The sequence below is a fragment of the Stenotrophomonas sp. GD03777 genome (genome assembly GCF_029842485.1).
GTDB classification, from domain to species: domain Bacteria; phylum Pseudomonadota; class Gammaproteobacteria; order Xanthomonadales; family Xanthomonadaceae; genus Stenotrophomonas; species Stenotrophomonas sepilia.
This window is the reverse complement of the sequence record NZ_JAOCGL010000059.1, coordinates 1-25,196: the sequence shown is the minus strand read 5'-3', so window position 1 is coordinate 25,196 and position 25,196 is coordinate 1. Positions and strand designations below refer to the sequence as shown.

Sequence of the window (25,196 nt, the reverse complement as noted above, 5' to 3'; positions counted from 1 at the left end):
CACCTGCGCGCCGACATCGCCGACGGCATCGGTGACGCCGATCGTGGCCACCACCTGGCCACCGCGCTGCGCGAAGCGCTGGGCAAAGGCGGCGGCGGCACGGCGGCCGGTGTCGTCAGCGCTGTTGATCACCAGCGCCTTGCCGCGCTCGCGGCCACGCAGGTACTCGGCGGCGACGATGCCATCGTCTTCCGGCGCCAGCGAGAAGCCGGCACTGCCGGCCGGCGGTGCGTCCTTGCCGCGGTTCAGGGCCAGCACGGGCACCTGCAGCTGCTGGCGGCCGTACACCGCGTCCACTTCGTCGCGGCCCAGCGGGCCGACCACGAAGTCGGCACCGGAGGCGACGGCCTTGTCATAGGCGGCCAGGGCACCGGCCGGGGTGCCGGCGGTGTCGAAGAAGTTGATGTCCGGGCGGCGCCGGCTTTCACCGTAGTAGGCGCTCAACAAGCCATCGCGCACCGGCTGTGCGGCGGTGGCCAGGCGGCCGCTGAGCGGCAGCAGCACGGCCAGCTTGGCCGGCGGGCGGTAACCGTCGCTCATCGCCGGCGGGCGCTTGCTGGTGTCGAACTGGGCCGCGCCATCGCGGTCGAACGGGCGCGGCAGCGGCAGGCCGCGCGCGATCAGTGCACGGCCGGCGAAGTTGTAGAGCGGGTCGTTGGCCGGCAGGGCAGCGGCACGGCTGCGCAGGGTGGCGTCGTCGAGGGTGCCGAGCAGGCCGGCAATGGCGGCCTGGTTCTCGCTGCGCGCGCTGCCGGTCAGGCTGGAATGGGCGCGGGCCCGTTCGGTGGCGGCACCGAAGGCATCGCCGGTGCCCTGCAGGGCACTGGCACGGGCCAGGTACCAGCGTGTGCGCAGGGCCGGCAGCACGTTGTCGCCGTGGTCCTTCAGCAGGGCCAGCGCCTGCGCCGGCTGCTTGTCGGCCAGGGCGAGCTCGGCACTGGTCAGCTGGTAGCGCTGCAGGCTGGCGCCGGACAGCTGGCGTGCGGTGAGCTGGCCGAGCAGGCTGCGCGCGCGGGCACTGTCGCCTGCGAGGTGCCAGGCCCAGGCCGCATCGGCCAGTGCGTTGCTGCGGGCGCCGCCGCGCAGGGTGGAGGCCAGGCCTTCCAGCTGCAGCGCGGCATCGCGCGGCTTGCCCTGTTCGATCAGCGCCAGCGCCTGGCTCTGGGCCGGCGAATCGGGCGTGCTGGTCAGGCTGGTGGTGGCACAACCGGCCAGCAGCATCAGCGACAACGACAGGGCGGAGATCCGTGCGGCGGGCTTGTTCATGATCGGGTCCATGCGATGGGGGCAGCGGCCTTGGCCGGGTACACGCTACGATTCTACCCTTGCCCCGTGAGTACCGCTGAAATGAGTGTGCCAACCCTGTACGTCGTCGCCACCCCGATCGGCAACCTGGCCGATCTGAGCCCGCGCGCGCAGGAGGTGCTGCGTTCGGTGGCGGCCATCTGTGCCGAGGACACCCGCCGCAGCGGCCAGCTGCTGTCCCATTTCGGCATCCAGCAACCGCTGGTGGCCCTGCACGAACACAATGAAGAGGCCCTGGCGCAGCGCCTGGTTTCGCGATTGCAGGCCGGCGAGTCGCTGGCGCTGGTCAGCGATGCCGGTACCCCGCTGGTCAGTGACCCCGGTTTCCGCCTGGTGCGTGCCGCGCGCGCGGCGGGTATCAAGGTCAGCCCGGTGCCCGGTGCCTGCGCCGCCATCGCCGCGCTGAGCGTGGCCGGCCTGCCCAGCGACCGTTTCAGCTTCGAGGGTTTCCTGCCGGCCAAGGCCAGCGGCCGCCGCGACCGCCTGCAGGCGCTGGCCGGCGAAGTGCGCACGATGGTGTTCTACGAATCCTCGCACCGTATCGCCGAGTCGCTGGCCGACATGGCGGCGATCTTCGGCGGCGAGCGCCCGGCGGTGCTGGCCCGCGAGCTGACCAAGCTGTTCGAGACCGTGCTTGATGGCGACCTGGCGGGGCTGCTGGCCCAAGTCGAGGCCGACGACAACCAGCGCAAGGGCGAGTTCGTGGTGATGGTGCAGGGTGCCGGTGACGACGAGGAAGCGCAGCTGGCGCATGGTCGCCGCGTCTACGCGAAGCTGAGCGAGCACCTGCCGCCGTCGACCGCCGCCAAGCTGGCCGCGGAACTGACCGGTGCGCCGCGCAAGGCGCTGTACGGCAGTTGATCGCTCGCTCCGGGCCATGTCGGGGCAGCGCGCGGCGCGAAATGCGAAACGGTTCGGATCCGCCGGAGGGTCGCCGATCTCTGCCGCGTGAACGTGCTCACGTGCGCGGCTGAGGGACGAATCCGGGGACAGGCGATGTCGTGATGAGCAGCAATGACCGACCCACTGATGATCGTACGAAGCCAGCAGCCTTGGGTATTGCGGGACGTCCTGCAGAGCGACATTGAGATCAGTCGAGCCCGTGCGGATACTCCCGATACGGAAGCGTGTCCGTAGTGTGACTCCATTTCCGAGGCCTCTGAGGCGTGAGGACCGGTGCTCGGGATGTCTGTCCTGGACGAAGACGCCCCTGCACACGCCTCTTCATCCCCCACTTGGGAGTAATTGTTCGAGATGGCATTGACAGCCTACCTTCAAGCTCATTTCCTGCCAAAGGATGCGTTCGCCGCATTCTGCAATGTGTCAGAAGAAAGACTCAGTCGCCTGATTGCAGTGGGCGCGGTGCCGCAGCCCACCTACACCTGCGAGGGTGGCGCCATCCGATCTGCAGTGTTCGGCTCCATTCCCATCAGCGAAGACCTTGTGGGGGAGTACTTCCGTACCGATTGCGCACGCTGGATACGCATTGCCGATCATGCACCACCGGGCAGTGAGCGGGCGGCTGTGGTCGACGTTCTGCTGCAGGAGCTCGAGGGCTACATGACAGCCGTGCTTGGGGATGCCAACGCTGCGCACGACAAGGCGCAACTGCTGCTCCCGCACTTCTTCAACGGGACCTTCGGTCTGTGTATCGCAGATCCGTCCACCGGCGCCGGCATCGCAAGAAAGGAGCTGCTCCAGGAACAACTGGTCGCACTCGCCAGTGACACCCACACTCCTCTCGACGCGCGTGTCGACAGGCAGGCGCTGCTGGCACTGATCGACGATTATGCGCGTGCGTCGATGCCGTTCTCGCCGGCCGAGTATGACCGTAGCAGCAGAAAGCGATGGGTCGACGATCTTCGCCGGGAGCTGGACGAAAAGTCCTGAAAAGCGTGCAGGCTGCATGGGTCATTCACAGCCTGGGACGCTGGAATGCGAATGAGCGGCGGAATTCTGGGGGTGAAGGAATGAAGCTCTCAAATTTACTTGAGGGAGGGAAGACAGATGCTGGAAAAGGGACTGTTCCTGCTGTTCGCTCTGGCCGACGTGCCAGCTCCTGCAGCTGAAGGGCCGCCACCTGCGGCCATTACCGAAGCCGATCTGGGCCCGGACTATGTTGGCTACCTGCTGTTCGATCCGGGGTTGGTCGAATTCAATCGGCTGCAGTCGGTCCGCGATTACAGCAATTACCTGACCTATCGCGCGGCACGTGACGCGTTGGAGAACTACGAGGGATGTCTGCAGGTGGGGGCCGGCAACCACGCACAGATCGAGGCGGCCTACCAGCAATTGGTGAACAGCCAGCAGCGGTACGTCAGCGCGGCGCAATTGCGCGACCTGCGGCAGGCCCTGCGTGCGGGGCGCGAGCCGGTACCCGAGCGCGCGTCGTGGCAATGCGCCGCATTCGTGGACAACGCGCCGTATTTCGATGCGGGGTTGGACGATGCACTGCTGGGCGCCACCGAATTGGCGCGCGAACAGGCTGGGGAAGGGGATTCGCGTAGCGATGCGCTGCGCCCGGTCCTCGGCGTTCAAATGGGGGGCGCGACCGTGATCGAATCCGAGCCTGACGAAGGTCCGGCCCATCGCGCCGGCCTGCGCAAGGGGGATGAGGTGCTGGCCGTGGCAGGTACCCGAGTGAAGACCGTCTTCGGTATCGGCCAAGCGTTGAAAGCCCACGCGCCGGGCGATCGCGTGGACGTGCGCGTCCGCCGCATTGAATGGGACGGTTCGCAACCGCAGGTGCGGGAATTGATCGTCGGGGTGGTGCTGGAGTCGCGGGCGGCGGTGATGGCGAGGGCGAAGGCGAAGGGCCGCTAGAGCCACGCCACGCGTGGATGAACCGGACGCCGCGATCGGCACGGCAGGAAAGGCGTGCGTACGCTAGAATGCGCGCTGGCGGAGTCGGCCAGACAGTCGCGTCATCCCTTCGGGGGTGCCGAGGAAAGTCCGGGCTCCATAGGGCAAGGTGCCAGGTAACGCCTGGGCGGCGCAAGCCGACGGAAAGTGCAACAGAAAGATACCGCCTACGTCTTCTTCGGAAGGCCGGTAAGGGTGAAATGGTGCGGTAAGAGCGCACCGCGAGTCTGGCAACAGACCGGCACGGCAAACCCCACCTGGAGCAAGACCAAATAGGGATCCTTTGGCGCGGCCCGCGTTGGATCCGGGTAGGTTGCTTGAGCGTTGCGGTGACGTAACGCCTAGAGGAATGACTGTCCACGACAGAACCCGGCTTATCGGCCGGCTCCGCCTCTTTTTCCGGTAAGCCGAGCACGGCTCGGCTCTACAGTACAGCCGAGGCATGCTCGGCTGCTTTCCGTCCAGACGCTCGGGATGTTGTTCAGCCCGGCGTGCGGTACTGCCCGGCGGAAATGAACTGCGAGAAGCGCTCGCACCACACCACCACCGTGGTGTAGTCGTCCACGTCCACGTTCGCGGGCACATCCACCAGGAAGCGGTTGAAGGTCTTCACCTCGCCGATGCGTTGGGCCTGTGCCTTGATCTTCAGGAAGTCGGCCTTGTTGTCGACGAAATCGCGGACCAGGTACACCTTGTAGTCAGGGCCCGGGCCCATCTTGCCGTCAAAAGCGACCTGACCCGAGCTGACGCTGATCTTGCCTTCCGCCCAATGCACTGCATCGCTGCCCTTGAGGTCGCGGCGAAACGTGGTGCGGTAGGGGGCCTCATCCATGGCGGCCTGCACCTGCGCGACCGGCGGGTCATCGGGGGCGATCAGGATCGGCAGCAGATAGACGCCCAGGCCGAAGCCAAGGCCGAGGGTGAGCAGGTGGGTGGCAAGCAGAATGAGGATGCGGCGCATGGGGCCTCCTTGGGGTTGCGGTCGATTTGCGCGGCGCGGTGCCGGGCGCGACCACCCTGGGAGGTCGAGGGCGACATTTATAGACACAGTGCCGATTGCGAAAAGGGCACAGTCGGGTGGCGGCGATGCTGAAACCCCTGGGGTGCGGGCGGATCGTGGTCGCGACTGGAAGCTGAATGACGTTTCAGGCCCGCTGCGATGGCGACGGCCGCCACGTGGATCGCGACAGCAAGCTGCGGGTAGTGCCGGCCGCTGGCCGGCTGCTTCATGGCGAATCCGAGCATCCAAAGGCTGCCGGCCAGCGGCCGGCACTACCCACGCCAAGAGCATCCGGCCAAGGGCCGTCTTGATCGGGTCAGAAAATGACGTGGCTTTGTCCGCTCGGTGCACCCTGCGGGCCGAAGCGGCGTTCGTGGATCTCGCCGTGGCCGTCGGCGTCGATCAGCAGTACGGTGCTGGCGCGGGTGCCGTAGTCGTCGCCGCGGATGAAGGCCGGGCTCAACCAGCGCTCGCGTTCCAGGCCGATGCCGGTGTCGGGCAGGTCGCTGTCGGCAGGGCGGTGTTCGTTGGCCAGCGCATTCCAGAGCGGGGTCAGGTCCGGGGTCAGATCCCTTTCGCGTTGCGAAAGGGATCTGACCCCGTCTGCTTCCAGCCATGCCGACAGCGCGGCCATCAGCCGTCGGGTCTTCGGCCAGGGTGCGTTCAGCGCGCCGTTAGACATGCCGTGGACCCCCGGGCCAAGCGTCTGCCGTTCGGCGGGATGGTTGCCCAGGTACTCCAGGCTGTCGCCATCGGCCAGCAACAGATTGAATGGGGCGTAGGCACCCGCCACGGTTGCCAGCCGCTCGATATGCACGGCGGCCGGGTCGCGGCCGCGCAGGAAGTCGGCCACCAGCGCGCCCCGCGACGGTCCGGTCTGGGCCGCCAGCGGGTCGCGGACGTTGGTGACCACCGCCATCCGGCCCGAGGCGCCGACCCCGGCCCAGCCACCGCCGGAGCGCAGGTCGCGTCCCCCGATGACGGAGGTCTCATCCTGCCAGGGGGCCAGCGCCGCGGTGGGGCGGGCGTGGAACTCATCACGGTTGCCGGTCATTACCAGCCGCCAGCGCGGGTGGTGCATCCAGCCAAGAGCGAGCAGGCACATGGCCTCATTGTGCACCGTTTGCGCATTACGGCGCCGTTTCTGGCCAGGCCGGGATGAATGCGCGGTCGATGTTTCACGCCCCGTCCACGCCCCTGAACTTCCGTTCAATCTCAAAAATTGAGACGGATCAGCAACTTGTGGATAAGCCTTGAACAATTCTCTAAAGGTTGTTGCAAGCCATTGATGCGGCTGGCGATTTCCCTGCTGAAAAGTTGTTGACAACCCTCGGCCCGCTGCTAAGGTGGGCATCAGAGGGAAATCCGGGTGTTTTGTGGGTTTTCGTGGTTCAATGTTTCACCGGGCGAAGGACAAGGTGCAGGCGTCGTGTTCCAGGGCGAGACGGCCATCACAGTTGACGACAAGGGGCGCATGGCGGTTCCCACCGCTTACCGCGACCTCGTCGCGCGCGCCAGTAACAACCGTCTCGTGCTGACCTACAACCCGTTCGAAGCCGGCTGCCTGTGGCTGTACGCAGAGTCGGAATGGGAACGGGTCCGCGACGATGTGATGTCCAAGCCCAACACCCAGCGCGTCGTGCGCCTGTTGCAGCAGAAGCTGGTCGGCTCGGCCGCCCATCTGGAACTGGACGGCAACGGTCGCATCAGCATCCCCGCCAGCCACCGCGGTGCGGTGGGCATTGAGAAGAAGGCGGTATTGCTCGGCATGGGCGACAAGTTCGAATTGTGGAGCGAGCAGGCGCATCGGGCCCTGATCCAGCAGACGTTGTCTGACGAGGATCTGGGTGATGGGTTGCTCGACCTGAAGTTGTGAGCCGGGGTGCCCGGATGCGCCCAGAAGCGCAGACCGGTCACCTTCCGGTGTCGCAGTCGCCGGCGGTGCACCTGCCGGTCCTGTACACCCAGGTCCTTGAAGGCCTGAGGGTGATCGAAAACGGACGTTATCTGGATGGCACGTTCGGTCGTGGCGGTCATGCACGTGGCGTGCTTACCCAGCTCGGTCCCGAGGGGCGCCTGCTGGTCATGGACAAGGATCCGGAAGCCATCGCCGTTGCCGAGCGCGATTTCGCGCCGGATCCGCGCGTGTCCATCTTCCGTGGCAGCTTCGCCCAGCTGCTGCAGTGGGATGCCACGGCCGAAGGCCTGGACGGCGTGCTGTTCGACCTGGGCGTGTCGTCGCCGCAGCTGGATGTGGCCGAACGAGGCTTCAGCTTCGGCAAGGACGGCCCGCTGGACATGCGCATGGACCCGGACAGCGGTGAAAGCGCCGCGCAGTGGATCAACCGCGTCGAAGAGCGCGAGATCGCCGACGTGCTGTGGACCTATGGCGAAGAGCGGCAGAGCCGGCGCATCGCCCGCGCCATCGTGGCCCGCCGCGAGAAGCAGCCGTTCTCCCGCACCGCCGAACTGGCCGAGCTTATCGCCTCGGTGATGCCGCGTGGCAAGGACAAGATCCACCCGGCCACGCGCAGCTTCCAGGCCATCCGCATCCACATCAACCGCGAGCTGGCAGACCTGGAAGCGGGGCTCGATGCGGCGGTGGAAAGGCTCAAGCCCGGTGGCCGTCTGGCGGTGATCAGCTTCCATTCGCTGGAAGACCGCATCGTCAAGCAGTACATGAACCGCCTGGCCAAGGCGCCACCGGCCAACCGCCGCCTGCCCGAGGCCGTTGCGTTCGTGCCGACGCTGGACCTGATCGGCGGGGCCATCAAGGCCACCGACGAAGAGCTGGCCGCCAACCCGCGCGCCCGCAGCGCGGTGCTGCGCGTGGCCCAGAAGCGGGAGGCCGACGCATGAGCCGGTTGCTGCTGATCATCCTGTTGGCCTGCACCGTGGCCTCGGCGATCGGCGTCGTGTTCGTGCGTCACCGTCATCGGCAGACGTTCATCGAGCTGTCGCGCGCCGAGCGCAAGCGCGATGACATCAACCTGGAATTCGGCCGCCTGCAGCTGGAGCAGGCCACGCTGGCCGAAGCCAACCGTGTCGATCGCATCGCCCGCGAAAAGCTCGGCATGAAGTTCCCCGAGGCCGCCGACATCGTGGTGGTGCGCCCATGAGCAAGGCCGGTCGCAACCGTCCACGCAATGCCTTCAACCTGCGCCAGCGCCTGCGCTGGGTGGCGTTGGCGCTTGGCCTGTGCTCGGTGTCGCTGGTCGGTCGCGCGGCCTACGTGCAGATCATCAACAGCGACTTTTACCAGCGCCAGGGTGAGGCCCGCTACCTGCGCGAGCTGCCGATCAAGACCTCGCGCGGCATGATCACCGACCGCAACGGCGAGCCGCTGGCGGTGTCCACGCCGGTTGCCTCGATCTGGGTCAACCCGCAGGACCTGCTGCGTTCGCCCGAACGCATCCCCGAGCTGGCCCAGGCGGTCGGCATGTCGGTGGATGAGCTGAGCAGCCGCCTGTCGCAGAAGTCGGACAAGGAATTCATGTATCTGCGTCGCCGGATCAATCCGGACGAGGCAGAGAAGGTGGTCGCGCTGAAGATTCCGGGCGTGGCGGCTCAGCGCGAGTTCCGCCGCTTCTACCCGCAGGGTGAGGCGATGGCGCACGTGCTGGGCTTCACCAACATCGATGATCGCGGCCAGGAAGGCCTGGAACTGGCCTTCGACGAATGGCTGCGCGGCAAGCCCGGTGCGAAGCGGGTGATCCGCAACCGCAAGGGGGAAACCGTCGAAAGCGATCTGCTGCGTGCCGCTGAGCCGGGCAAGGACCTGACCCTCAGCATCGACCGCCGCATCCAGTACCTGGCGTTCAAGGAACTGCGCAACGCGCTGGTGGCCAACAAGGCGGCCGGCGGCTCGATGGTGATCATGGACGTGACCACCGGCGAGATCCTGGCCATGGTCAACCTGCCGACCTACAACCCGAATTCGTTGACCGGCGCGATCCCTGATACGCGCCGCAACCGTGCGGTGACCGACCTGGTCGAGCCGGGTTCGACGATGAAGCCGCTGACCATCGCCACCGCGCTGCAGGCCGGTGCGGTGACCAAGGACACCATCATCGACACCAACCCGGGCTACATGACGCTGGGTCGCTTCACCATCCGCGACGTGCCACGCAACAACGGCGTGCTGAACGTGACCGGCGTGATCACCCGCAGTTCGAACGTGGGTGCAGCCAAGGTTGCGGCGAAGATGCCGGACCAGACCTTCTATGACGGCGTGCGCCGCTTCGGCTATGGCTCGGCGCCGCACAGCGGTTTCCCCGGTGAATCGGCTGGTGTGGTGATGCGTCCGGCGCGCTGGTCGGGGACCACCAAGACCACCATGTCCTACGGCTACGGCCTGTCGGTCACGCCACTGCAGATTGCCACCGCCTACTCGGCGCTGGCCAACGGCGGGCGCCTGATCGCGCCGACCTTCGTCAAGGGCCAGCGCAACGAAGGCCAGCAGATCATCGACGAGAACGTCGCCAGGCAGGTGGTGGCGATGATGGAAACGGTGGTCACCCAGGGCGGCGCCAAGCAGGCGGCGGTGCTGGGCTACCGCGTGGCCGGCAAGACCGGCACTGCACGCAAGGCTGGCCCGGGCGGTTACGAGCGCGGGCATTACAACGCGCTGTTCGCCGGCGTGGTGCCGGCCACCAACCCGCGCTTCGCCACCGTCATCGTCATCAACGATCCGCAGGCCGGCAAGTTCTACGGCGGCCTGGTGTCGGCGCCGGTCTATCACAACGTGATGGAAGGCACCCTGCGCCTGATGGACGTGCCGCTGGATGACCTGCAGTCGTGGCTGGCCGCACAGCAGTCGGGCAAGGTCGGCCATTCGGCCTCGATCCTGCCCGCACCGCCGGCCGAGACCGCGCTGCCGGTCGATGCCGCCGCTGAATTCGATGCTGCGCTGCCGAGCGCGCAAGCCCAGACGCCGCCCGTTACGGGAGGCACGCAATGAGTCCTTCGATGTTGCTTTCGCAGTTGCTTCCGGACGTGGCCCTGGCGGGCCATGATCCCGTTCTGACCGGCCTGGTGCTGGACAGCCGCGCCGTGCGCCCCGGCAATGCCTTCGTCGCGATCGCCGGCTTCGGCGCGCATGGGCTGGGCTTTGTCGAGCAGGCCCGTGCGGCCGGTGCCAGCGTCATCCTGTTCGAGCCACCGGCACCGGCCGAGCTGCCGGCGCCGGCCGATGCGATCGCCGTGCCGGGCCTGCGGGCGCGCATGGGGGCGATGGCCGACCAGTTCCATGGCGCGCCGTCGCGGGCGATGGCGATGGTTGGCGTGACCGGTACCAACGGCAAGACCTCCACCGTGCAGCTGCTGGCCCAGGCCTGGCACCTGCTCGGAACGCCCAGTGGCAGTATCGGCACGTTGGGCGCCGGACTTTATGGTGCGGTCGAGCCGACTGGTTTCACCACGCCGCTGGTGCTGCAGATGCATGCGCTGCTGGCACAGCTGCGCGACGCCGGTGCGCGCGCGGTGGCGATGGAAGTCAGCTCGCACGCGCTGGACCAGGGCCGCGTGGATGCCGTGCACTACGACGTGGCGGTGTTCACCAACCTCACCCGCGATCATCTGGACTACCACGGTGACATGGCCAGCTACGGCGCGGCCAAGGCGCGGCTGTTCCATCGCCCGGGCCTGAAGGCGGCGGTGGTCAACCTGGACGACGCCTTCGGTCGCCAGCTGTTCGCTGGCCTGCCTGCTGGCGTGCAACCGATCGGCCTGAGCTCGCGCGCTGCCGCTGACGCCAGCGTGCGCGCCGAGGCGCTGCAACTGGATGGACGCGGCATTGCCTTCGAGCTGGTCATCGACGGCCAGCGTGCTGCGGTGCAGTCGCCGCTGCTGGGCCGCTTCAACGTGGACAACCTGCTGGCCGTGGCCGGTACTCTGCATGCGCAGGGCCAGCCGCTGCCGCGCATCGCCGAAGTGCTGTCGGCGCTGCAGCCGATCCGTGGCCGCATGAACCGCCTGGGTGGTGAAGACGGTCTGCCGACAGTGGTGGTCGATTACGCCCATACCCCGGACGCGCTGGAGCAGGCGCTGGACAGCCTGCACGGCCATCTGCAGGGCACGCTGTTCTGCGTGTTCGGTTGCGGTGGCGAGCGCGATACCGGCAAGCGTCCGCAGATGGCGGCGATTGCCGAGCGCCTGGCCAACCAGGTCATCGTCACCGACGACAACCCGCGCGGCGAGGATGGCGACGTGATCGTGGCCGACATTCTGGCCGGCTTCCAGCACGCCGATGCCGTGACCGTGCAGCGCAACCGCGCGCGTGCGATCGGCCTGGCGGTGAAGCGTGCCGGTGCCGGCGACATCATCCTGATTGCCGGCAAGGGCCATGAGCCGTACCAGGAAGTGAATGGCGTGCGCCATGACTTCGACGACACCGAAGTGGCTGCGGCTGCACTGGCGGCCAAGGCCGGTGTTCTGCAGGCAAAGGCCGGGGAGGGCGCCGCATGAAGCGCACTCTGCTTTCGCTGATCGCACACTGGGCCGGCGGCGAGATCCATGGCGACGACGTGGCCATCGATGCAGTCAGCAATGACACCCGTAGCCTGGGCCCGGGCAGCCTGTATGTGGCGCTGCGCGGCGAGCGTTTCGACGGCCATGACTTCGCTGCCGACGCGCAGGCGCGCGGTGCCAGTGCGCTGCTGGTCGAGCGGCTGCTGCCGATCGAGCTGCCGCAGGTACTGGTGGCCGACAGCGAGCTGGCACTGGCGAAGATCGCCACCGGCATGCAGCGTGACCGTGGCACCGAGGTGTTCGCGATCACCGGCAGCAATGGCAAGACCAGCGTGAAGAGCCTGCTGCTGTCGATCCTGCAGCAGGTGGCCCAGCACGCGCACAAGGTGGTCTACGCCAACCCGGGTAACCGCAACAACGAGATCGGCCTGCCGCTGGCGGTGATCGACGCGCCGGAAGATGCCGACTACGCCGTCTACGAGATGGGCGCTGGCAAGCCTGGCGATATCGCCTACCTGACCGACATCGCCCGCCCGCGCTATGCGCTGGTCAACAACATCGCCCCCGCCCACCTGGAGCGGATGGGCAGCCTGCTCGGGGTGGCGGTGACCAAGGGCGCGATCTATGCCGCGCTGCCGGCCGATGGCGTGGCGGTGATCAACGCCGACGATGCCTACGGCCGCTGGTTCGAGCAGCACTTCGTCGGTCGCCCGCAGCGTTGCCGCGTGCTGCGCTATGGGCTGGAACACTCGGCGGACGTGACCGCGCGCGACATCCGCGCCGGTGCACAGGGCAGCCAGTTCACCCTGGTCGCCCCGACCGGCGAAGCCCGCGTGGTGCTGGGCCTGCCGGGTCGCCACAACGTCAGCAATGCGCTGGCCGCCGCCAGCCTGGCGCTGGCGGCCGGTGTCGATCTGGCGCTGATTGCGGCCGGTCTGGCCGAGGCGCAGCCGGTACCGGGCCGCCAGATTGCCCATCAGCTGCGCAACGGCGCGGTGCTGGTGGACGACAGCTACAACGCCAATCCCGGCTCGCTGGCTGCGGCCATCGATGCCCTGGCCGCTGCCCCGGAAGAGGGCTGGCTGGTGCTGGGTGACATGCGCGAGCTGGGCCCGGACGCCGAGGCGCTGCATGCGCAGGCCGGCATCCGCGCACGCGCCGCCGGCCTGAAGCGCCTGTACGCGCTGGGCCCGCTCAGTGCCGCCGCCGCCACCGCCTTCGGCGACGGCGGCCGTCATTTCGCCACCCACGACGCGCTGTCGCAGGCGCTGAAGGACGAGCTGCACGCCGGCGTGCGCTGCCTGGTCAAGGGTTCCCGTGGCAGCGCCATGGACACGATTGTCAAAGCGCTGCTGGCGCAAGGAGAGGAATCCCCGCATGTTGTATGAACTGGCTCGATGGTTGCAGCAGTTGGAGAGCCTGTTCGGGCTGTTCAACTACCAGACGTTCCGCGCCATCCTTGCCGCGCTGACGGCCCTGTTCCTGTCGCTGTGGCTTGGCCCGGCGATGATCCGCAAGCTCGCCCAGTTCAAGGGCGGCCAGCCGATCCGCCAGGACGGCCCGCAGACCCATTTCTCCAAGGCCGGCACGCCGACCATGGGCGGTTCGCTGATCCTGCTCACCATCACCCTGTCGGTGCTGATGTGGGCCGACCTGCGCAACCGCTACGTGTGGCTGGTGCTGGCGGTGATGCTGTGCTTCGGCGCCATCGGCTGGTATGACGACTGGATCAAGATCGTCCGCCGTGACCCGAACGGCCTGAAGTCGCGCTGGAAGTACCTGCTGCAGTCGATCTTCGGCCTGGCCGCGGGCCTGTTCCTGTTCTACACGGCCGACGTGCCGGCAGCGCTGACCTTCTACATCCCGATGTTCAAGTCGGTCGCGCTGCCGCTGGCCGGCATCGGCTTCGTGGCCATCGCCTACTTCTGGATCGTCGGCTTCTCCAACGCGGTGAACCTGACCGACGGCCTGGACGGCCTGGCAATCATGCCGACCGTGCTGGTGGCCTGCGCGCTGGGCGTGTTCGCCTATGCCTCGGGCAACGTGGTGTTCGCCAACTACCTGCAGATCCCGCAGATCCCGGGCGCCGGCGAGCTGGTCATCATCTGCGCGGCCATCGCCGGAGCCGGCCTGGGCTTCCTGTGGTTCAACACCTATCCGGCCATGGTCTTCATGGGCGACATCGGCGCGCTGGCGCTGGGTGCGGTGCTGGGCACCATCGCGGTGATCACCCGCCAGGAACTGGTGCTGGTGATCATGGGCGGCGTGTTCGTCATCGAAACCCTGTCGGTGATGATCCAGGTCGCCTCGTTCAAGCTGACCGGCAAGCGAGTGTTCCGCATGGCGCCGATCCACCACCATTTCGAACTGAAGGGCTGGCCGGAGCCGCGCGTGATCGTGCGCTTCTGGATCATCTCCGTCGTGCTCGTGCTGATCGGCCTGGCCACGTTGAAGGTGCGCTGAGATGAACGACCTGTCCCGCCAGGCAACACGCCTTGAAGCCATCGAAGGCAGCTACGACAAGTGGCTGCTGGGCGCGATCATCGCGCTCACCGGCGTGGGCGTGGTGATGGTGGCGTCCAGCTCGATCGCCTTGATGAGCAGCCCGTTCTACTACCTCAACCGCCACCTGATCTTCCTGGCGGTGGGTATCGTGCTGGCGGTCATCGCCGCCCGCACCGAGCTGAAGTCCATCGAGCAGTACAACCAGATGCTGCTGCTGGGCTGCTTCGTGCTGCTGCTGGCGGTGTTCGCGCCGGGCCTGGGCAGCACGGTCAACGGCGCACGCCGCTGGATCAACCTGGGCATCTCCAAGTTCCAGACGGTCGAGGCGGTGAAGGTGCTGTACATCGTCTGGCTGTCCAGCTACCTGGTGCGCTTCCGCGACGAGGTCAATGCGACCTGGCCGGCGATGCTCAAGCCGCTGGGCGTGGCCGGTGCGCTGGTGGTGCTGCTGCTGCTGCAGCCGGACTTTGGTTCTTCGACCCTGCTGCTGGCGATCACCGCCGGCATGCTGGTGCTGGGCGGGGTGAACATGCCGCGCATGTCGATGCCGGTGGTCATCGGCCTGGTCGGCATGAGCGCGCTGGCGATCATCGAGCCGTACCGCATGCGCCGCATCACCTCGTTCCTGGACCCGTGGGCCGACCAGCAGGGCGACGGCTACCAGCTGTCCAACGCGCTGATGGCGGTGGGCCGTGGCGAGTGGACCGGCGTCGGCCTGGGCAATTCGGTGCAGAAGCTCTACTACCTGCCGGAAGCGCATACCGACTTCATCTTCTCGGTCACCGCTGAGGAATTCGGTTTCCTGGGTACCTGCGTGATCGTGGCGCTGTACGCGCTGCTGGTCGGCCGTACCTTCTGGCTGGGCATGCGCTGCGTGGAAATGAAGCGCCACTTCTCCGGCTACATCGCCTTCGGCATCGGCCTGTGGATCAGCATGCAGACCTTCGTTTCGATCGGCGTGAACCTGGGTATCCTGCCGACCAAGGGCCTGACTCTGCCGCTGATCTCCTCCGGCGGCTCGTCGGTGCTGATGACCTGCGTGGCGATGGGCCTGCTGCTGCGCGTGTCCTATGAGCTCAAGCGCGCCGAGCGTCGCCAGGCCGTGCGCATCGGTGGCGCCGAAGAAACCGCTGCCGAGCCGATGGACGCCGCCGCCACGCCGGTGGCCGCCAGCGTGCCGGCGAGCGCCGAGCCGACGGCTGCCGCTGCGGCGAACGCAGCGCGCGGCACCAGCCGCCTGCAGTCGCGCATCGAACCGACCTTCGGGAGGCTGTCATGAGTGCAGCCAACGAGAAGGTGCGCCCGGTGATGATCCTGGCCGGTGGTACCGGCGGTCACATCTTCCCCGGCCTGGCCGTGGCCCGCGTGCTGCGCGAGCGTGGCGTGCCGGTCACCTGGATGGGCGCCGAAGGCGCGATGGAAACCCGCCTGGTGCCGCAGCACGACATCGCCATCGACACGCTGGCGATCACCGGCCTGCGCGGCAAGGGCAAGCTGGCGCTGCTGGCGGCGCCATGGCGGCTGATGCGCGCGCTGCGCGCGGCCGGCATGATCATCCGCAGGCGCCAGCCGCGTGCGGTGGTGGCCTTCGGTGGCTTCGCCTCCGGCCCGGGTGGCATGGCCACGCGCCTGCATGGCCTGCCGCTGATCGTGCATGAGCAGAACCGTGCACCGGGCCTGACCAACCGCATCCTGTCGCGCTATGCGCGCCGGCTGCTGACCGGCTTCCCGGGCACCTTCGCCCAGCGCGAGGAGTTCGTCGGCAACCCGGTGCGTGCGGAGATCGCCGCCATCGCTCCGCCGGAACAGCGCTTCGCCGACCGCAGCGGCCCGCTGCGCGTGCTGGTGGTGGGCGGCAGCCAGGGTGCGCGCGCACTCAATGCCGGCGTGCCGCAGGCGATTGCCGCGCTGGGTGCCGGCGTGCCGGTCCAGGTGCGCCACCAGAGCGGCGAGAAAATGCATGCCGAGGCGGTCGAGGCGTATGCCAAGGCCGGCGTGCAGGCTGAAATCACCCCGTTCATCGCGGACATGGCCGAGGCCTTCGCCTGGGCCGATCTGGTCGTGTGCCGCTCCGGTGCGTCGACCCTGGCCGAGCTGTGCGCGGCCGGCGTCGGCAGCGTGCTGGTGCCATTCCCTGCTGCCGTCGACGATCACCAGACCCGCAATGCGGAGTACCTGGTCGAGCGCGGCGCGGCGGTGTTGCTGAAGCAGGACGGAACGCTGGCCGACGGCATTGCCGCACTGCTGCGCGATCTGTCCGAAAATCCCGCCCGCCGCATGCAGATGGCGCAAGCCGCGCGTGCCCTGGCCAAGGTCGATGCCGCCGAGCGCATCGCCGATATCATTCTCGAGGAAGCTGTATGAAGAAGGCATGCCACCGCGCCTGCCCTGCGCGAGGCCGCGCATGATCCGTCGCCTGCACGACACCAACGACCTGGTGCGCGCGTTCCCGCGCGTGCATTTCGTCGGCATCGGTGGCACCGGCATGAGTGGCATCGCCGAAGTGATGCTGACGCTGGGCTACGAAGTGTCCGGCTCGGACAACGCCGACAACGTAGCGACCCGCCGCCTGGCCAGCCTGGGTGCGCGCATCATGCGCGGCCACTCGGCAGCCAATGTGCTGGGCACCGACTGCGTGGTGGTCTCCAGCGCCATCCGCGAGGACAACCCGGAGCTGATGGAAGCGCGCAGCCAGCGCATTCCGATCATGCCGCGCGCGGCGATGCTGGCCGAGCTGATGCGCTTCCGCCGCGGCATCGCCGTGGCCGGTACCCATGGCAAGACCACCACCACCAGCCTGACCGCAGCGGTGCTGAGCGAAGGTGGCCTGGACCCGACGTTCGTGATCGGTGGCCAGCTGCTGGCTGCCGGTGCCAACGCCAAGCTGGGCGGTGGGCAGTGGCTGGTGGCCGAGGCCGACGAAAGCGATGGCAGCTTCCTGCGCCTGAACCCGCTGATGTCGATCATCACCAACATCGATGCGGACCACCTGGAGAACTACGGCAACGACTTTGCCCGCGTGCAGGCGGCGTTCGCCGAATTCCTGCAGCGCCTGCCGTTCTACGGCCTGGCGGTGCTGTGCATCGACGATCCGGAAGTGGCCGCGCTGGCTGCCAGGACCCCGCGCCACGTGATGAGCTACGGCATGAGCCCGCAGGCCGACGTGCGCGCCGAGAACGTGGTGCAGGAAGGATCGCGCATGCGCTTCACGCTGCGCCTGCCGCAGGGCACCAGCCAGGAAGTGGTGCTGGCGCTGCCGGGCAGGCACAACGTACTCAACGCGCTGGCCGCCGCCGCGGTGGGCTGGCAGCTGGGCGTGGCACCGGACGCCATCGCGCGCGCGCTGGAAGGCTTCGCCGGTGTCGGCCGCCGCTTCAATGACCTGGGCGAAGTGACCACCGCCAGCGGTGCCAAGGTGCGCATCATCGACGACTACGGCCATCACCCGAGCGAGCTGGAGGCGGTGTTCGCCGCCGCTCGCGGCGGCTGGGCTGACAAGCGCCTGGTGGTGGCCTTCCAGCCGCACCGCTACAGCCGCACCCGTGACCAGTTCGACAAGTTTGCCGCGGTGCTGTCCAGCGTCGACGCGCTGGTGCTGAGCGAGGTCTATCCGGCCGGTGAGGAACCCATTGCCGGTGCCGACTCGCATGCGCTGGCCCGCGCCATCCGCGCGCGTGGCCGCAGCGAGCCGGTGGTGGTGGGCAAGGCCGCCGAGCTGGCCAGCGTGCTGCCGGACGTGCTGCAGGACGGTGACTTGCTGCTGATGATGGGGGCCGGCGATATCGGTGCCGTGGCCGCCCATATCGCGGTGGAAGGCTTCCAGGGGGAGGGCCAGGCGTGAGCGCGCTGACTTTCCCGCCGCTGCGCGTGACCGACCCGGCCGTGTTCGGCCGCGTCGCCGTGCTGCTCGGCGGCAGTTCCAGCGAACGCGAGGTGTCGCTGGATTCGGGCCGCAACGTGCTCGAAGCCCTGCAGTCGCGCGGCGTCGATGCGTTCGCCGTCGATGGCATTCCGGCGCTGGCCAGCGCGCTCGCCGCCGGTGGCATCGACCGCGTGTTCAACATCCTGCATGGCCACAACGGTGGCGGTGAGGACGGCATCGTGCAGGGCCTGATGGACGCCTTCGGCGTGCCGTACACCGGCTCGGACGTGCTGGGTTCGGCGCTGAGCATGGACAAGATCCGCACCAAGCAGGTGTGGCTGTCGCTGGGCCTGCCAACGCCGCAGTACCGCAAGGTCGACGCGTCGAACGTGCATGCACTGGCGGCAGAGCTGGGCCTGCCGGTGGTGGTGAAGCCGGCCAACGAAGGCTCCAGCGTGGGCATCAGCCGGGTCACCGACGAGGCCGGCCTGGACGAGGCCGTGGCCCTGGCCGCGCGCTACGACGGCCAGTTGCTGATGGAGCAGATGGTGGTGGGCGATGAGCTGACCGTGGCCATCCTTGGCGACGTTGCCCTGCCGTCGATCCGCATCGTGCCCAAGGGCCAGTGGTACGACTACAACGCCAAGTACATCGCCGAGGACACCCAGTACCTGTGCCCGGGCCTGGACGGTAGCGACGAAGACGAGATCCGCCGCATCGCGCTGGCCGCATTCCGCGCCGCCGGCTGCCGTGGCTGGGGCCGCGTGGACGTGATGCGTGACCGCGCCAGCGGCCGTTTCTTCCTGCTGGAAGTGAACACCGCGCCGGGTATGACCAGCCATTCGCTGGTACCCAAGGCGGCCCGCCAGGCCGGCATCGGTTTCGAGGAACTGGTGTGGCGCGTGCTGGAACAGACCCTGGAGGCCACGCACGCATGAACGCGCTGCTGCGCATCTTCGTCTGGCTGTTGGCACTGTCGGTGGTTGCACTGCCGGTGGTGGCCGTGGTCAATGGCTGGGTCGGCGCCGAGCGCTGGCCGCTGGCGAAGCTGCGCGTGCATGGCGAGTTCAAGCGGGTACCGGCCGAGCAGCTGCAGCAGGTGCTGCTGCCGTACGCGCGCGCCGGGTTCTTCGCGGTCAAGCTGCAGGATGCGCAGGACGCGCTGGAAAAGCTGCCGTGGGTGGAAAGCGCGCAGGTACGCAAGCAGTGGCCGGATGTGCTGGAAGTGACCCTGGTCGAGCACAAGCCGTTCGCACGCTGGGGCAACGACCGCCTGGTCTCCGAGCAGGGCAAGCTGTTCCCCACGCCGAAGAAACTGTCCGACCTGGAACTGCCGGAGCTGGATGGCCCGGACAGCCAGACCCAGGAAGTGATGAAGCTGTACAGCGACTCGCGAGCCTTGTTCGCACCGGCCGGCGTCGACGTGCGCCGGGTGACGATGGATGCTCGCGGCAGCTGGTCGCTGGTGCTGAGCAACGGCACCGAAGTGGTGGTCGGCCGTGACGACGCGCGCTCGCGCATGCAGCGCTTCGTCAAGGTGCTGCCGCAGCTCAACCGCCAGGACGCGCCGATCGAGCGCGCCGACCTCCGTTACACCAATGGTTTCACGCTGAGCTGGGGTACCCCGGCCACGCCGGCGAAAACGCCGGCGACCCCGGCCAGAAGCACGCAGGAAAGGACATGAATCGCAAGGGTGACAAATCGCTGATCGTTGGCCTGGACATTGGCACCTCCAAGGTGGTGGCGCTGGTGGGCGAGTATTCGCCGGGCAACCCGATCGAAGTGATCGGCATCGGCTCGCACGAATCGCGCGGGCTGAAGCGTGGCGTGGTGGTGGACATCGAATCGACCGTGCAGTCGATCCAGCGTGCGGTGGAAGAAGCCGAGCTGATGGCCGGCTGCGAGATCCGTTCGGTGTACGCCTCGATCTCCGGCAACCACGTGCAGTGCAAGAACTCGCCGGGCATCGTGCCGATCCGCGACGGTGAAGTGACCTGGGGCGACCTGGATCGCGTGCTCGACGCAGCCAAGGCGGTGGCGATCCCGGCCGACCAGAAGATCCTGCACGCGATTCCGCGCGAGTACGTGCTGGACGATTCGCAGGAGGGCATCCGCAACCCGGTCGGCATGACCGGCGTGCGCCTGGAGGTACATGCGCACCTGGTGGTGTGCGCGCAGTCGGCGGCGGCCAACATCAGCAAGTGCGTGCAGCGCTGCGGCCTGCAGGTGGACGACCTGGTGCTGTCCTCGCTGGCCTCCAGCGTGGCGGTGCTGACCGCCGACGAGCGCGAGCTGGGCGTGGTGCTGGTCGACATGGGCGCCGGTACCACCGACATCGCGGTGTTCGTGCAGGGCGCGATCTGCCACACCGCCTCGCTGCCGATCGCCGGCGACCACGTGACCAACGACATCGCGCACATGCTGCGCACGCCGACCCCGGAAGCCGAGCAGATCAAGGTGCGCTATGCCTGCGCTCTGGCCCAGCTGGCCACGGCCGAGGAGAGCATCCAGGTGCCGTCGGTCGGCGACCGCCCGCCGCGCCGCATGCCGCGCCATTCGCTGGCGCAGGCCGTGCAGGGCCGTTACGAGGAGATCTTCGAGATGGTGCAGGCCGAACTGCGCCGCTCCGGCTTCGAGGAACTGGTGCGCGCCGGCATGGTGCTGACCGGGGGCGCATCGAAGATGGAAGGCGTGGTCGAACTGGCCGAGGAAATGCTGCAGATGCCGGTGCGCGTGGGCATCCCGCAGCACGTCACCGGCCTGGGCGAAGTGGTCGGCAACCCGGTGCACGCCACCGGCGTGGGCCTGCTGCTGATGGGCAGCCAGATCGAGCACCCGCGGCGGCCGTCGCTGCCGACCGGGCGCGCTGGAAGCATGTTCAAGAAACTCAAGACCTGGTTCCGCGGCGAGTTCTGACGCGGAACCCGTAACTCCGGGCCCGGCCCGGCGCAACACCCGCAGTACCCGCATCACAACGCAACAACGCACTACACAACCCACACAGCCGCAACGGCAACATGACACGCGAAGGCAGGAGGCCCGACCGTCCATGCCACCGACAAGCGGATACAACGAGGACACGGACATGGCGCATTTTGAACTGATCGAAAAGATGGCACCCAATGCGGTGATCAAGGTGGTTGGCGTGGGCGGCGGCGGCGGCAATGCCGTGGCGCACATGGTCAACTCGGCGGTGGACGGCGTGGAGTTCATCACCGCCAACACCGACTCGCAGGCCATCAAGAATTGTGGTGCCAAGCTGCAGCTGCAGCTGGGTACCAACGTGACCAAGGGCCTGGGCGCAGGCGCGAACCCGGAAGTCGGCCGCCAGGCCGCGCTGGAAGACCGTGAGCGCATCATGGACGCGCTGCAGGGCGCCGACATGGTGTTCATCACCGCCGGCATGGGCGGCGGCACCGGCACCGGCGCTGCGCCGGTGGTGGCGCAGCTGGCCAAGGAAATGGGCATCCTGACCGTGGCCGTGGTCACCAAGCCGTTCCCGTTCGAAGGCCGTCGCCGCATGCAGGTGGCGCTGAAGGGCATCGAGGAACTGAGCCAGCACTGCGACTCGCTGATCACGATCCCGAACGAGAAGCTGATCACCGTGCTGGGTCGCAACGCGACCATGATCCAGGCCTTCCGCGCCGCCAACGACGTGCTGCAGGGCGCCGTGCAGGGCATCGCCGACCTGATCGTGCGTCCGGGCCTGATCAACGTCGACTTCGCCGACGTGCGCACCGTCATGTCCGAAATGGGCCTGGCGATGATGGGTACCGGCACCGCACGGGGCGATGACCGCGCCCAGGCCGCTGCCGAATCGGCGATCCAGAACCCGCTGCTGGACGATGTGAACCTGGCCGGTGCCAACGGCATCCTGGTCAACATCACCGCCGGCGCGGACTTCACCATGGCCGAGTTCGACGAGATCGGCCGTACCATCGACGGCTTCGCTTCGGAAGACGCCACCGTCGTGGTCGGCACCGTGCTGGACCCGGACATGCAGGACGAAGTGCGCGTGACCGTGGTGGCCACTGGCCTGAACCGCGTCTCGGCCAGCAAGACCCAGCGTCCGGGCGAGCGTGCACCGATCAAGCTGGTCCGCAACGCCACCACCGGCCAGCCGGAGTTCGGCGAGTTCGACAACGGCGGCGACGCCGTGTCCAAGGCCGTGGGCGGCATGGGCCTGGGCCTGCGTCGCGCCAGCAGCGATACCGCGGCGGCTTCCGCCCCGTCGGCCCCGGCGGCTTCGGCCCCGGCAGCGGCGGAACTGCCGAACGACTACCTGGACATCCCGGCCTTCCTGCGCCGCCAGGCGGACTAAGCGGGGCGGCCCGGGGTTGTCCTCCCCGGGTTGCGCCACCATGTCCTGAAAATGCGGGCGCCGGGCCAGGATGGGCCCGGCCGCCCTGCTTCACGCGCTTTCCCAGCGGCGTGCCGGTGTGTCCTGCCGGTGGCTGTCACTGGCGTTTCAGCCAGGGTAGGGGAGTGCGCGTGTTAATCTAATGTGTCACTTCCGGTCCATCCCCATGATCCAGCAACGCACCCTCAAGAACACGATCCGCGCCACCGGCGTTGGCCTGCATAGTGGTGACAAGGTCTACATGACCCTGCGCCCGGCACCGGTCAACCATGGCATCGTGTTCCGCCGCGTGGACCTGGACCCGGTGGTGGAAGTGCCGGCCAAGGCCGAACTGGTCACCGAAGTGACCCTGTGCACCGGCCTGACCTGCAACGACGCCAAGATCCAGACCGTCGAACACCTGATGTCGGCGCTGGCCGGCCTGGGTGTGGACAACATCATCGTCGAGCTGTCCTCGGCCGAGCTGCCGATCATGGACGGTTCGGCCGGCCCGTTCGTGTTCCTGCTGCAGTCGGCAGGCATCGTGGAACAGGATGCGCCCAAGCGCTTCATCCGCGTGCTGAAGACCGTGGAAGTGACCGAGGGCGACAAGGTGGCCCGCTTCACTCCGTACGAGGGTTACAAGCTGGGTTTCACCATCCAGTTCAACCACCCGATGATTCCGGCCAAGCAGTCGCGCCAGGAAATCGAGTTCTCGACGCTGGCCTACACCAAGGAAATCTCCCGCGCGCGCACCTTTGGTTTCATGCGCGACCTGGAGTACATGCGCGAGCGCAACCTGGGCCTGGGCGGTTCGATGGACAACGCCATCGTGCTGGACGAGTTCCGCGTGCTCAACGAAGACGGCTTGCGCTACGCCGACGAATTCGTGCGCCACAAGATCCTTGACGCCATCGGCGACCTCTATCTGGCCGGTGGCCAGGTGTTGGGTGCCTACGAGGGCTTCAAGTCCGGCCACGCGCTCAACAACAAGCTGGTGCGGGCCCTGATGGCCGATGCCAGTGCCTGGGAATGGGTCAGCTTCGACTCGCCGGCCACCCCGGATCCGGTGGAATACGCCACCCCGGCGTACGCATGATTCCATAGGTTGTTGAATTTAAAGATAAAAACGCCGCCTTCCTGGGCGGCGTTCTTGTTTCCGGCGTTGGCGACGCATTCAGCGTGCTTGAAAGACGTCAAGGCTGGTTCAAGGTCACGGTTTTGTGAACCTGTTGGATCAGAAGCCTGAATTTAACGCAGTTTTAACAACAATCTAACGACAGGCCCCCGGATGGCCGCTAGGATGCGACCCGGCCCCCGAAATGTTTCACGCCGTGGTGACACGCGCGACGGGGAGCGGAGCCGGATGCTCCGTTGCCATCAGGACCGTTTCTTCGGCTTCGAGGGAACGTCCTGCAGGCAAGCCAAGGCGTCGCGTAGCCCTTTGTGCGTGGCGGCTGAAACTGCGTGGGGTCCATTCCGGTTGTCGAGCGCTGGGGAGCGCGTGGGAGTGGGAGACGCAGTCTTGATGGTCACCCTGGTGGCCTTCAGCCCGATGGAACGGGCCGCGTCGAGCAGCTGGGCTTCGGCAAGCCGCAACTTGGCATGCCAGACCGGGGACTCGACGAGAAAAACGAGGTGTTCCCCGTCCACATTGGCCAGCCGGCAACGGCTGCGCAGAGGTGGCGGCAACTGGGGGCGCAACTGACGGTCCAGCGCGTCGAGCCACAGGGCACGCCGCAGCGGGTTCCCGCTTTTGTCCGCCATTACCGCATCCAGCGCCGGTTTCGGTGCCGACGCGGGGCGAACGCTGGATTTCGGCTCAGACATGAAAACTCACTGATGGCATTCAAAAAGATCGTAATCAAAACGCGTGAAGGACAGGCCAAATCGTCGCCGATCACGCGTTTGCGGTTCTATTTCGAGGAACGCCCCCGCGCCCTGCTGGGCAGCGTGCTCGGGGTAGGCTGCATTATCGGCCTTGCTGGCGGCATTGGCGCCAGCGCGCTGAATGATTCCCGGCTGCAGGCCAAGGTCGAGCGCCAGGATGCGGAGCTGGCCAAGGTCAAGCGCGATGCGCAGACCCAGGTCAATGCGCTGGCGGCCCGCCTCGGCGAGCTGCAGGCCCAGGCGACCCGCCTCAACGCCCTCGGCGAACGGCTGACCCAGATGGGCAAGCTGGAGGACGGCGAGTTCGACTTCAACGAGACCCCCGGCCTCGGTGACGGTGACGCAGGCGGCCCGACCAGCGACATCCCGGTCAAGGACGTCAACGCCGACTTACAGGTGCTGGAGCAGCGCTTCGCTGCTTCAGGCCGCCAGCTGTCGGTGATGGAATCGCTGATGTTCGACCACCAGCTGCAGCAGAACGCCGTGCCGTCGCGCATGCCGATCCGCAACAGCTATGTGACGTCCGGCTTCGGCACCCGTGCCGACCCGTTCGGCCGCGGCGCCGCCACCCACAAGGGCATGGACTTCCACGCAAAGGTCGGTGACCCGGTGATGGCCGTGGCCGAGGGCGTGGTCAGCTTCGCCGGCGTGAAGGGCGGCTACGGCAATGTCGTCGATGTCGACCATGGCAATGGCTATGTCACCCGCTACGCGCACAATTCGCGCCTGGTGGTGAAGGCCGGCGACCTGGTCCGTGCCGGCCAGGAAGTGGCCAAGGCCGGTTCCACCGGCCGTTCGACCGGTGCCCACGTGCACTTCGAGGTGTGGGAGAACGGCAACGTGGTCAACCCGCGCAAGTTCCTCGGCGACGGCGGCAACACGCCGGTCGGGCGGGTCAGCCGCGGTTGATCCCCGGGTCGGATCCCTTCCGCGCCGCGCAAGGGCTCTGACCCGACTCGGTTGAT

General features: G+C 67.5%; 22 protein-coding genes, 1 other RNA gene and 1 pseudogene. 20 read left to right on the top strand and 4 right to left on the bottom strand.

Annotated elements, in window-relative coordinates:
- Positions 1-1,266: penicillin-binding protein activator (locus tag N5E02_RS13350; RefSeq protein WP_279946357.1), on the bottom strand; the 1,266-nt coding region annotated here is incomplete at its 3' end.
- Between the two features lie 81 nt (positions 1,267-1,347).
- On the opposite strand from N5E02_RS13350, the gene rsmI reads away from it, so the two are divergent.
- The 4 genes from rsmI to rnpB all read left to right on the top strand — a co-directional run bounded on the left by rsmI (position 1,348) and on the right by rnpB (position 4,560).
- Entirely contained in the window at positions 1,348-2,166 is an 819-nt protein-coding gene (gene rsmI, locus N5E02_RS13345) for a 16S rRNA (cytidine(1402)-2'-O)-methyltransferase (protein ID WP_065178763.1), read from the top strand.
- Positions 2,167-2,559: 393 nt separating this feature from the next.
- On the top strand, positions 2,560-3,195 hold the full coding sequence (locus N5E02_RS13340) for a DUF6058 family natural product biosynthesis protein (RefSeq protein WP_164092972.1): 636 nt from the start codon (positions 2,560-2,562) through the stop codon (positions 3,193-3,195).
- A 117-nt stretch (positions 3,196-3,312) separates the two neighbouring features.
- Positions 3,313-4,128, top strand: a complete 816-nt coding sequence (locus N5E02_RS13335; RefSeq protein WP_279946356.1) for a PDZ domain-containing protein — start codon at positions 3,313-3,315, stop codon at positions 4,126-4,128.
- An 80-nt stretch (positions 4,129-4,208) separates the two neighbouring features.
- Positions 4,209-4,560: RNase P RNA component class A (rnpB, locus tag N5E02_RS13330), an RNA gene on the top strand.
- An 88-nt stretch (positions 4,561-4,648) separates the two neighbouring features.
- Here rnpB and N5E02_RS13325 read toward each other — a convergent pair.
- Complete coding sequence (locus N5E02_RS13325) at positions 4,649-5,128, bottom strand: DM13 domain-containing protein (protein ID WP_065186665.1); 480 nt, start codon at positions 5,126-5,128, stop codon at positions 4,649-4,651.
- Between the two features lie 355 nt (positions 5,129-5,483).
- Entirely contained in the window at positions 5,484-6,272 is a 789-nt protein-coding gene (locus tag N5E02_RS13320; RefSeq protein WP_279946355.1) for an NRDE family protein, read from the bottom strand.
- Positions 6,273-6,596: 324 nt separating this feature from the next.
- Here N5E02_RS13320 and mraZ point away from each other — a divergent pair, with 324 nt between their 5' ends.
- From mraZ to lpxC, 15 genes and pseudogenes are all read left to right on the top strand, one after another.
- Positions 6,597-7,043: a division/cell wall cluster transcriptional repressor MraZ gene (gene mraZ / locus N5E02_RS13315; RefSeq protein ID WP_004143635.1), complete on the top strand. Its 447-nt coding sequence runs from the start codon at positions 6,597-6,599 to the stop codon at positions 7,041-7,043.
- A gap of 14 nt (positions 7,044-7,057) precedes the next feature.
- On the top strand, positions 7,058-8,026 hold the full coding sequence (gene rsmH / locus N5E02_RS13310; protein WP_012479154.1) for a 16S rRNA (cytosine(1402)-N(4))-methyltransferase RsmH: 969 nt from the start codon (positions 7,058-7,060) through the stop codon (positions 8,024-8,026).
- Positions 8,023-8,286, top strand: coding sequence for a cell division protein FtsL (ftsL, locus tag N5E02_RS13305; protein ID WP_005415286.1), 264 nt, complete (start codon positions 8,023-8,025; stop codon positions 8,284-8,286). Before rsmH ends, ftsL begins: the two co-directional genes overlap by 4 nt.
- Entirely contained in the window at positions 8,283-10,127 is a 1,845-nt protein-coding gene (locus N5E02_RS13300) for a penicillin-binding transpeptidase domain-containing protein (RefSeq protein ID WP_005415287.1), read from the top strand. Before ftsL ends, N5E02_RS13300 begins: the two co-directional genes overlap by 4 nt.
- Entirely contained in the window at positions 10,124-11,632 is a 1,509-nt protein-coding gene (locus N5E02_RS13295) for a UDP-N-acetylmuramoyl-L-alanyl-D-glutamate--2,6-diaminopimelate ligase (RefSeq protein ID WP_065178759.1), read from the top strand. The genes N5E02_RS13300 and N5E02_RS13295 overlap by 4 nt, the downstream gene beginning before the upstream one ends.
- Positions 11,629-13,023 carry a UDP-N-acetylmuramoyl-tripeptide--D-alanyl-D-alanine ligase gene (gene murF / locus N5E02_RS13290; RefSeq protein WP_005415290.1) on the top strand — a complete coding sequence of 465 codons (1,395 nt, stop codon included), beginning with the start codon at positions 11,629-11,631 and terminating at the stop codon, positions 13,021-13,023. Before N5E02_RS13295 ends, murF begins: the two co-directional genes overlap by 4 nt.
- Complete coding sequence (mraY, locus tag N5E02_RS13285) at positions 13,013-14,098, top strand: phospho-N-acetylmuramoyl-pentapeptide-transferase (RefSeq protein WP_005415291.1); 1,086 nt, start codon at positions 13,013-13,015, stop codon at positions 14,096-14,098. Before murF ends, mraY begins: the two co-directional genes overlap by 11 nt.
- Before the next feature lies 1 nt (position 14,099).
- Complete coding sequence (ftsW, locus tag N5E02_RS13280; protein WP_005415292.1) at positions 14,100-15,419, top strand: putative lipid II flippase FtsW; 1,320 nt, start codon at positions 14,100-14,102, stop codon at positions 15,417-15,419.
- Positions 15,416-16,504 (top strand): undecaprenyldiphospho-muramoylpentapeptide beta-N-acetylglucosaminyltransferase, encoded by a 1,089-nt coding sequence (murG, locus tag N5E02_RS13275; protein ID WP_279946354.1) that lies wholly within the window; start codon positions 15,416-15,418, stop codon positions 16,502-16,504. Before ftsW ends, murG begins: the two co-directional genes overlap by 4 nt.
- A 40-nt stretch (positions 16,505-16,544) precedes the next feature.
- The gene (gene murC / locus N5E02_RS13270; RefSeq protein WP_005415294.1) at positions 16,545-17,981 is read left to right on the top strand and encodes a UDP-N-acetylmuramate--L-alanine ligase; all 1,437 of its coding nucleotides are present in this window, start codon (positions 16,545-16,547) and stop codon (positions 17,979-17,981) included.
- On the top strand, positions 17,978-18,940 hold the full coding sequence (locus N5E02_RS13265; RefSeq protein WP_065178757.1) for a D-alanine--D-alanine ligase: 963 nt from the start codon (positions 17,978-17,980) through the stop codon (positions 18,938-18,940). Before murC ends, N5E02_RS13265 begins: the two co-directional genes overlap by 4 nt.
- Positions 18,937-19,611: pseudogene (locus N5E02_RS13260) on the top strand (cell division protein FtsQ/DivIB); the annotation flags it as partial. The gene N5E02_RS13265 and the pseudogene N5E02_RS13260, both read left to right, overlap by 4 nt.
- 71 nt (positions 19,612-19,682) lie before the next feature.
- Positions 19,683-20,918 carry a cell division protein FtsA gene (gene ftsA, locus N5E02_RS13255; protein ID WP_005408083.1) on the top strand — a complete coding sequence of 412 codons (1,236 nt, stop codon included), beginning with the start codon at positions 19,683-19,685 and terminating at the stop codon, positions 20,916-20,918.
- A gap of 169 nt (positions 20,919-21,087) precedes the next feature.
- The gene (gene ftsZ / locus N5E02_RS13250; protein ID WP_005415297.1) at positions 21,088-22,323 is read left to right on the top strand and encodes a cell division protein FtsZ; all 1,236 of its coding nucleotides are present in this window, start codon (positions 21,088-21,090) and stop codon (positions 22,321-22,323) included.
- 205 nt (positions 22,324-22,528) lie between these two features.
- Positions 22,529-23,440: a UDP-3-O-acyl-N-acetylglucosamine deacetylase gene (gene lpxC, locus N5E02_RS13245; protein WP_005415298.1), complete on the top strand. Its 912-nt coding sequence runs from the start codon at positions 22,529-22,531 to the stop codon at positions 23,438-23,440.
- A 281-nt stretch (positions 23,441-23,721) separates the two neighbouring features.
- On the opposite strand, the gene N5E02_RS13240 is transcribed toward lpxC, so the two are convergent.
- On the bottom strand, positions 23,722-24,171 hold the full coding sequence (locus N5E02_RS13240) for a DUF721 domain-containing protein (RefSeq protein ID WP_049413132.1): 450 nt from the start codon (positions 24,169-24,171) through the stop codon (positions 23,722-23,724).
- Between the two features lie 12 nt (positions 24,172-24,183).
- Here N5E02_RS13240 and N5E02_RS13235 point away from each other — a divergent pair, with 12 nt between their 5' ends.
- Positions 24,184-25,140, top strand: a complete 957-nt coding sequence (locus tag N5E02_RS13235; protein ID WP_279946353.1) for a M23 family metallopeptidase — start codon at positions 24,184-24,186, stop codon at positions 25,138-25,140.
- The last annotated feature ends 56 nt before the right edge of the window (positions 25,141-25,196 follow it).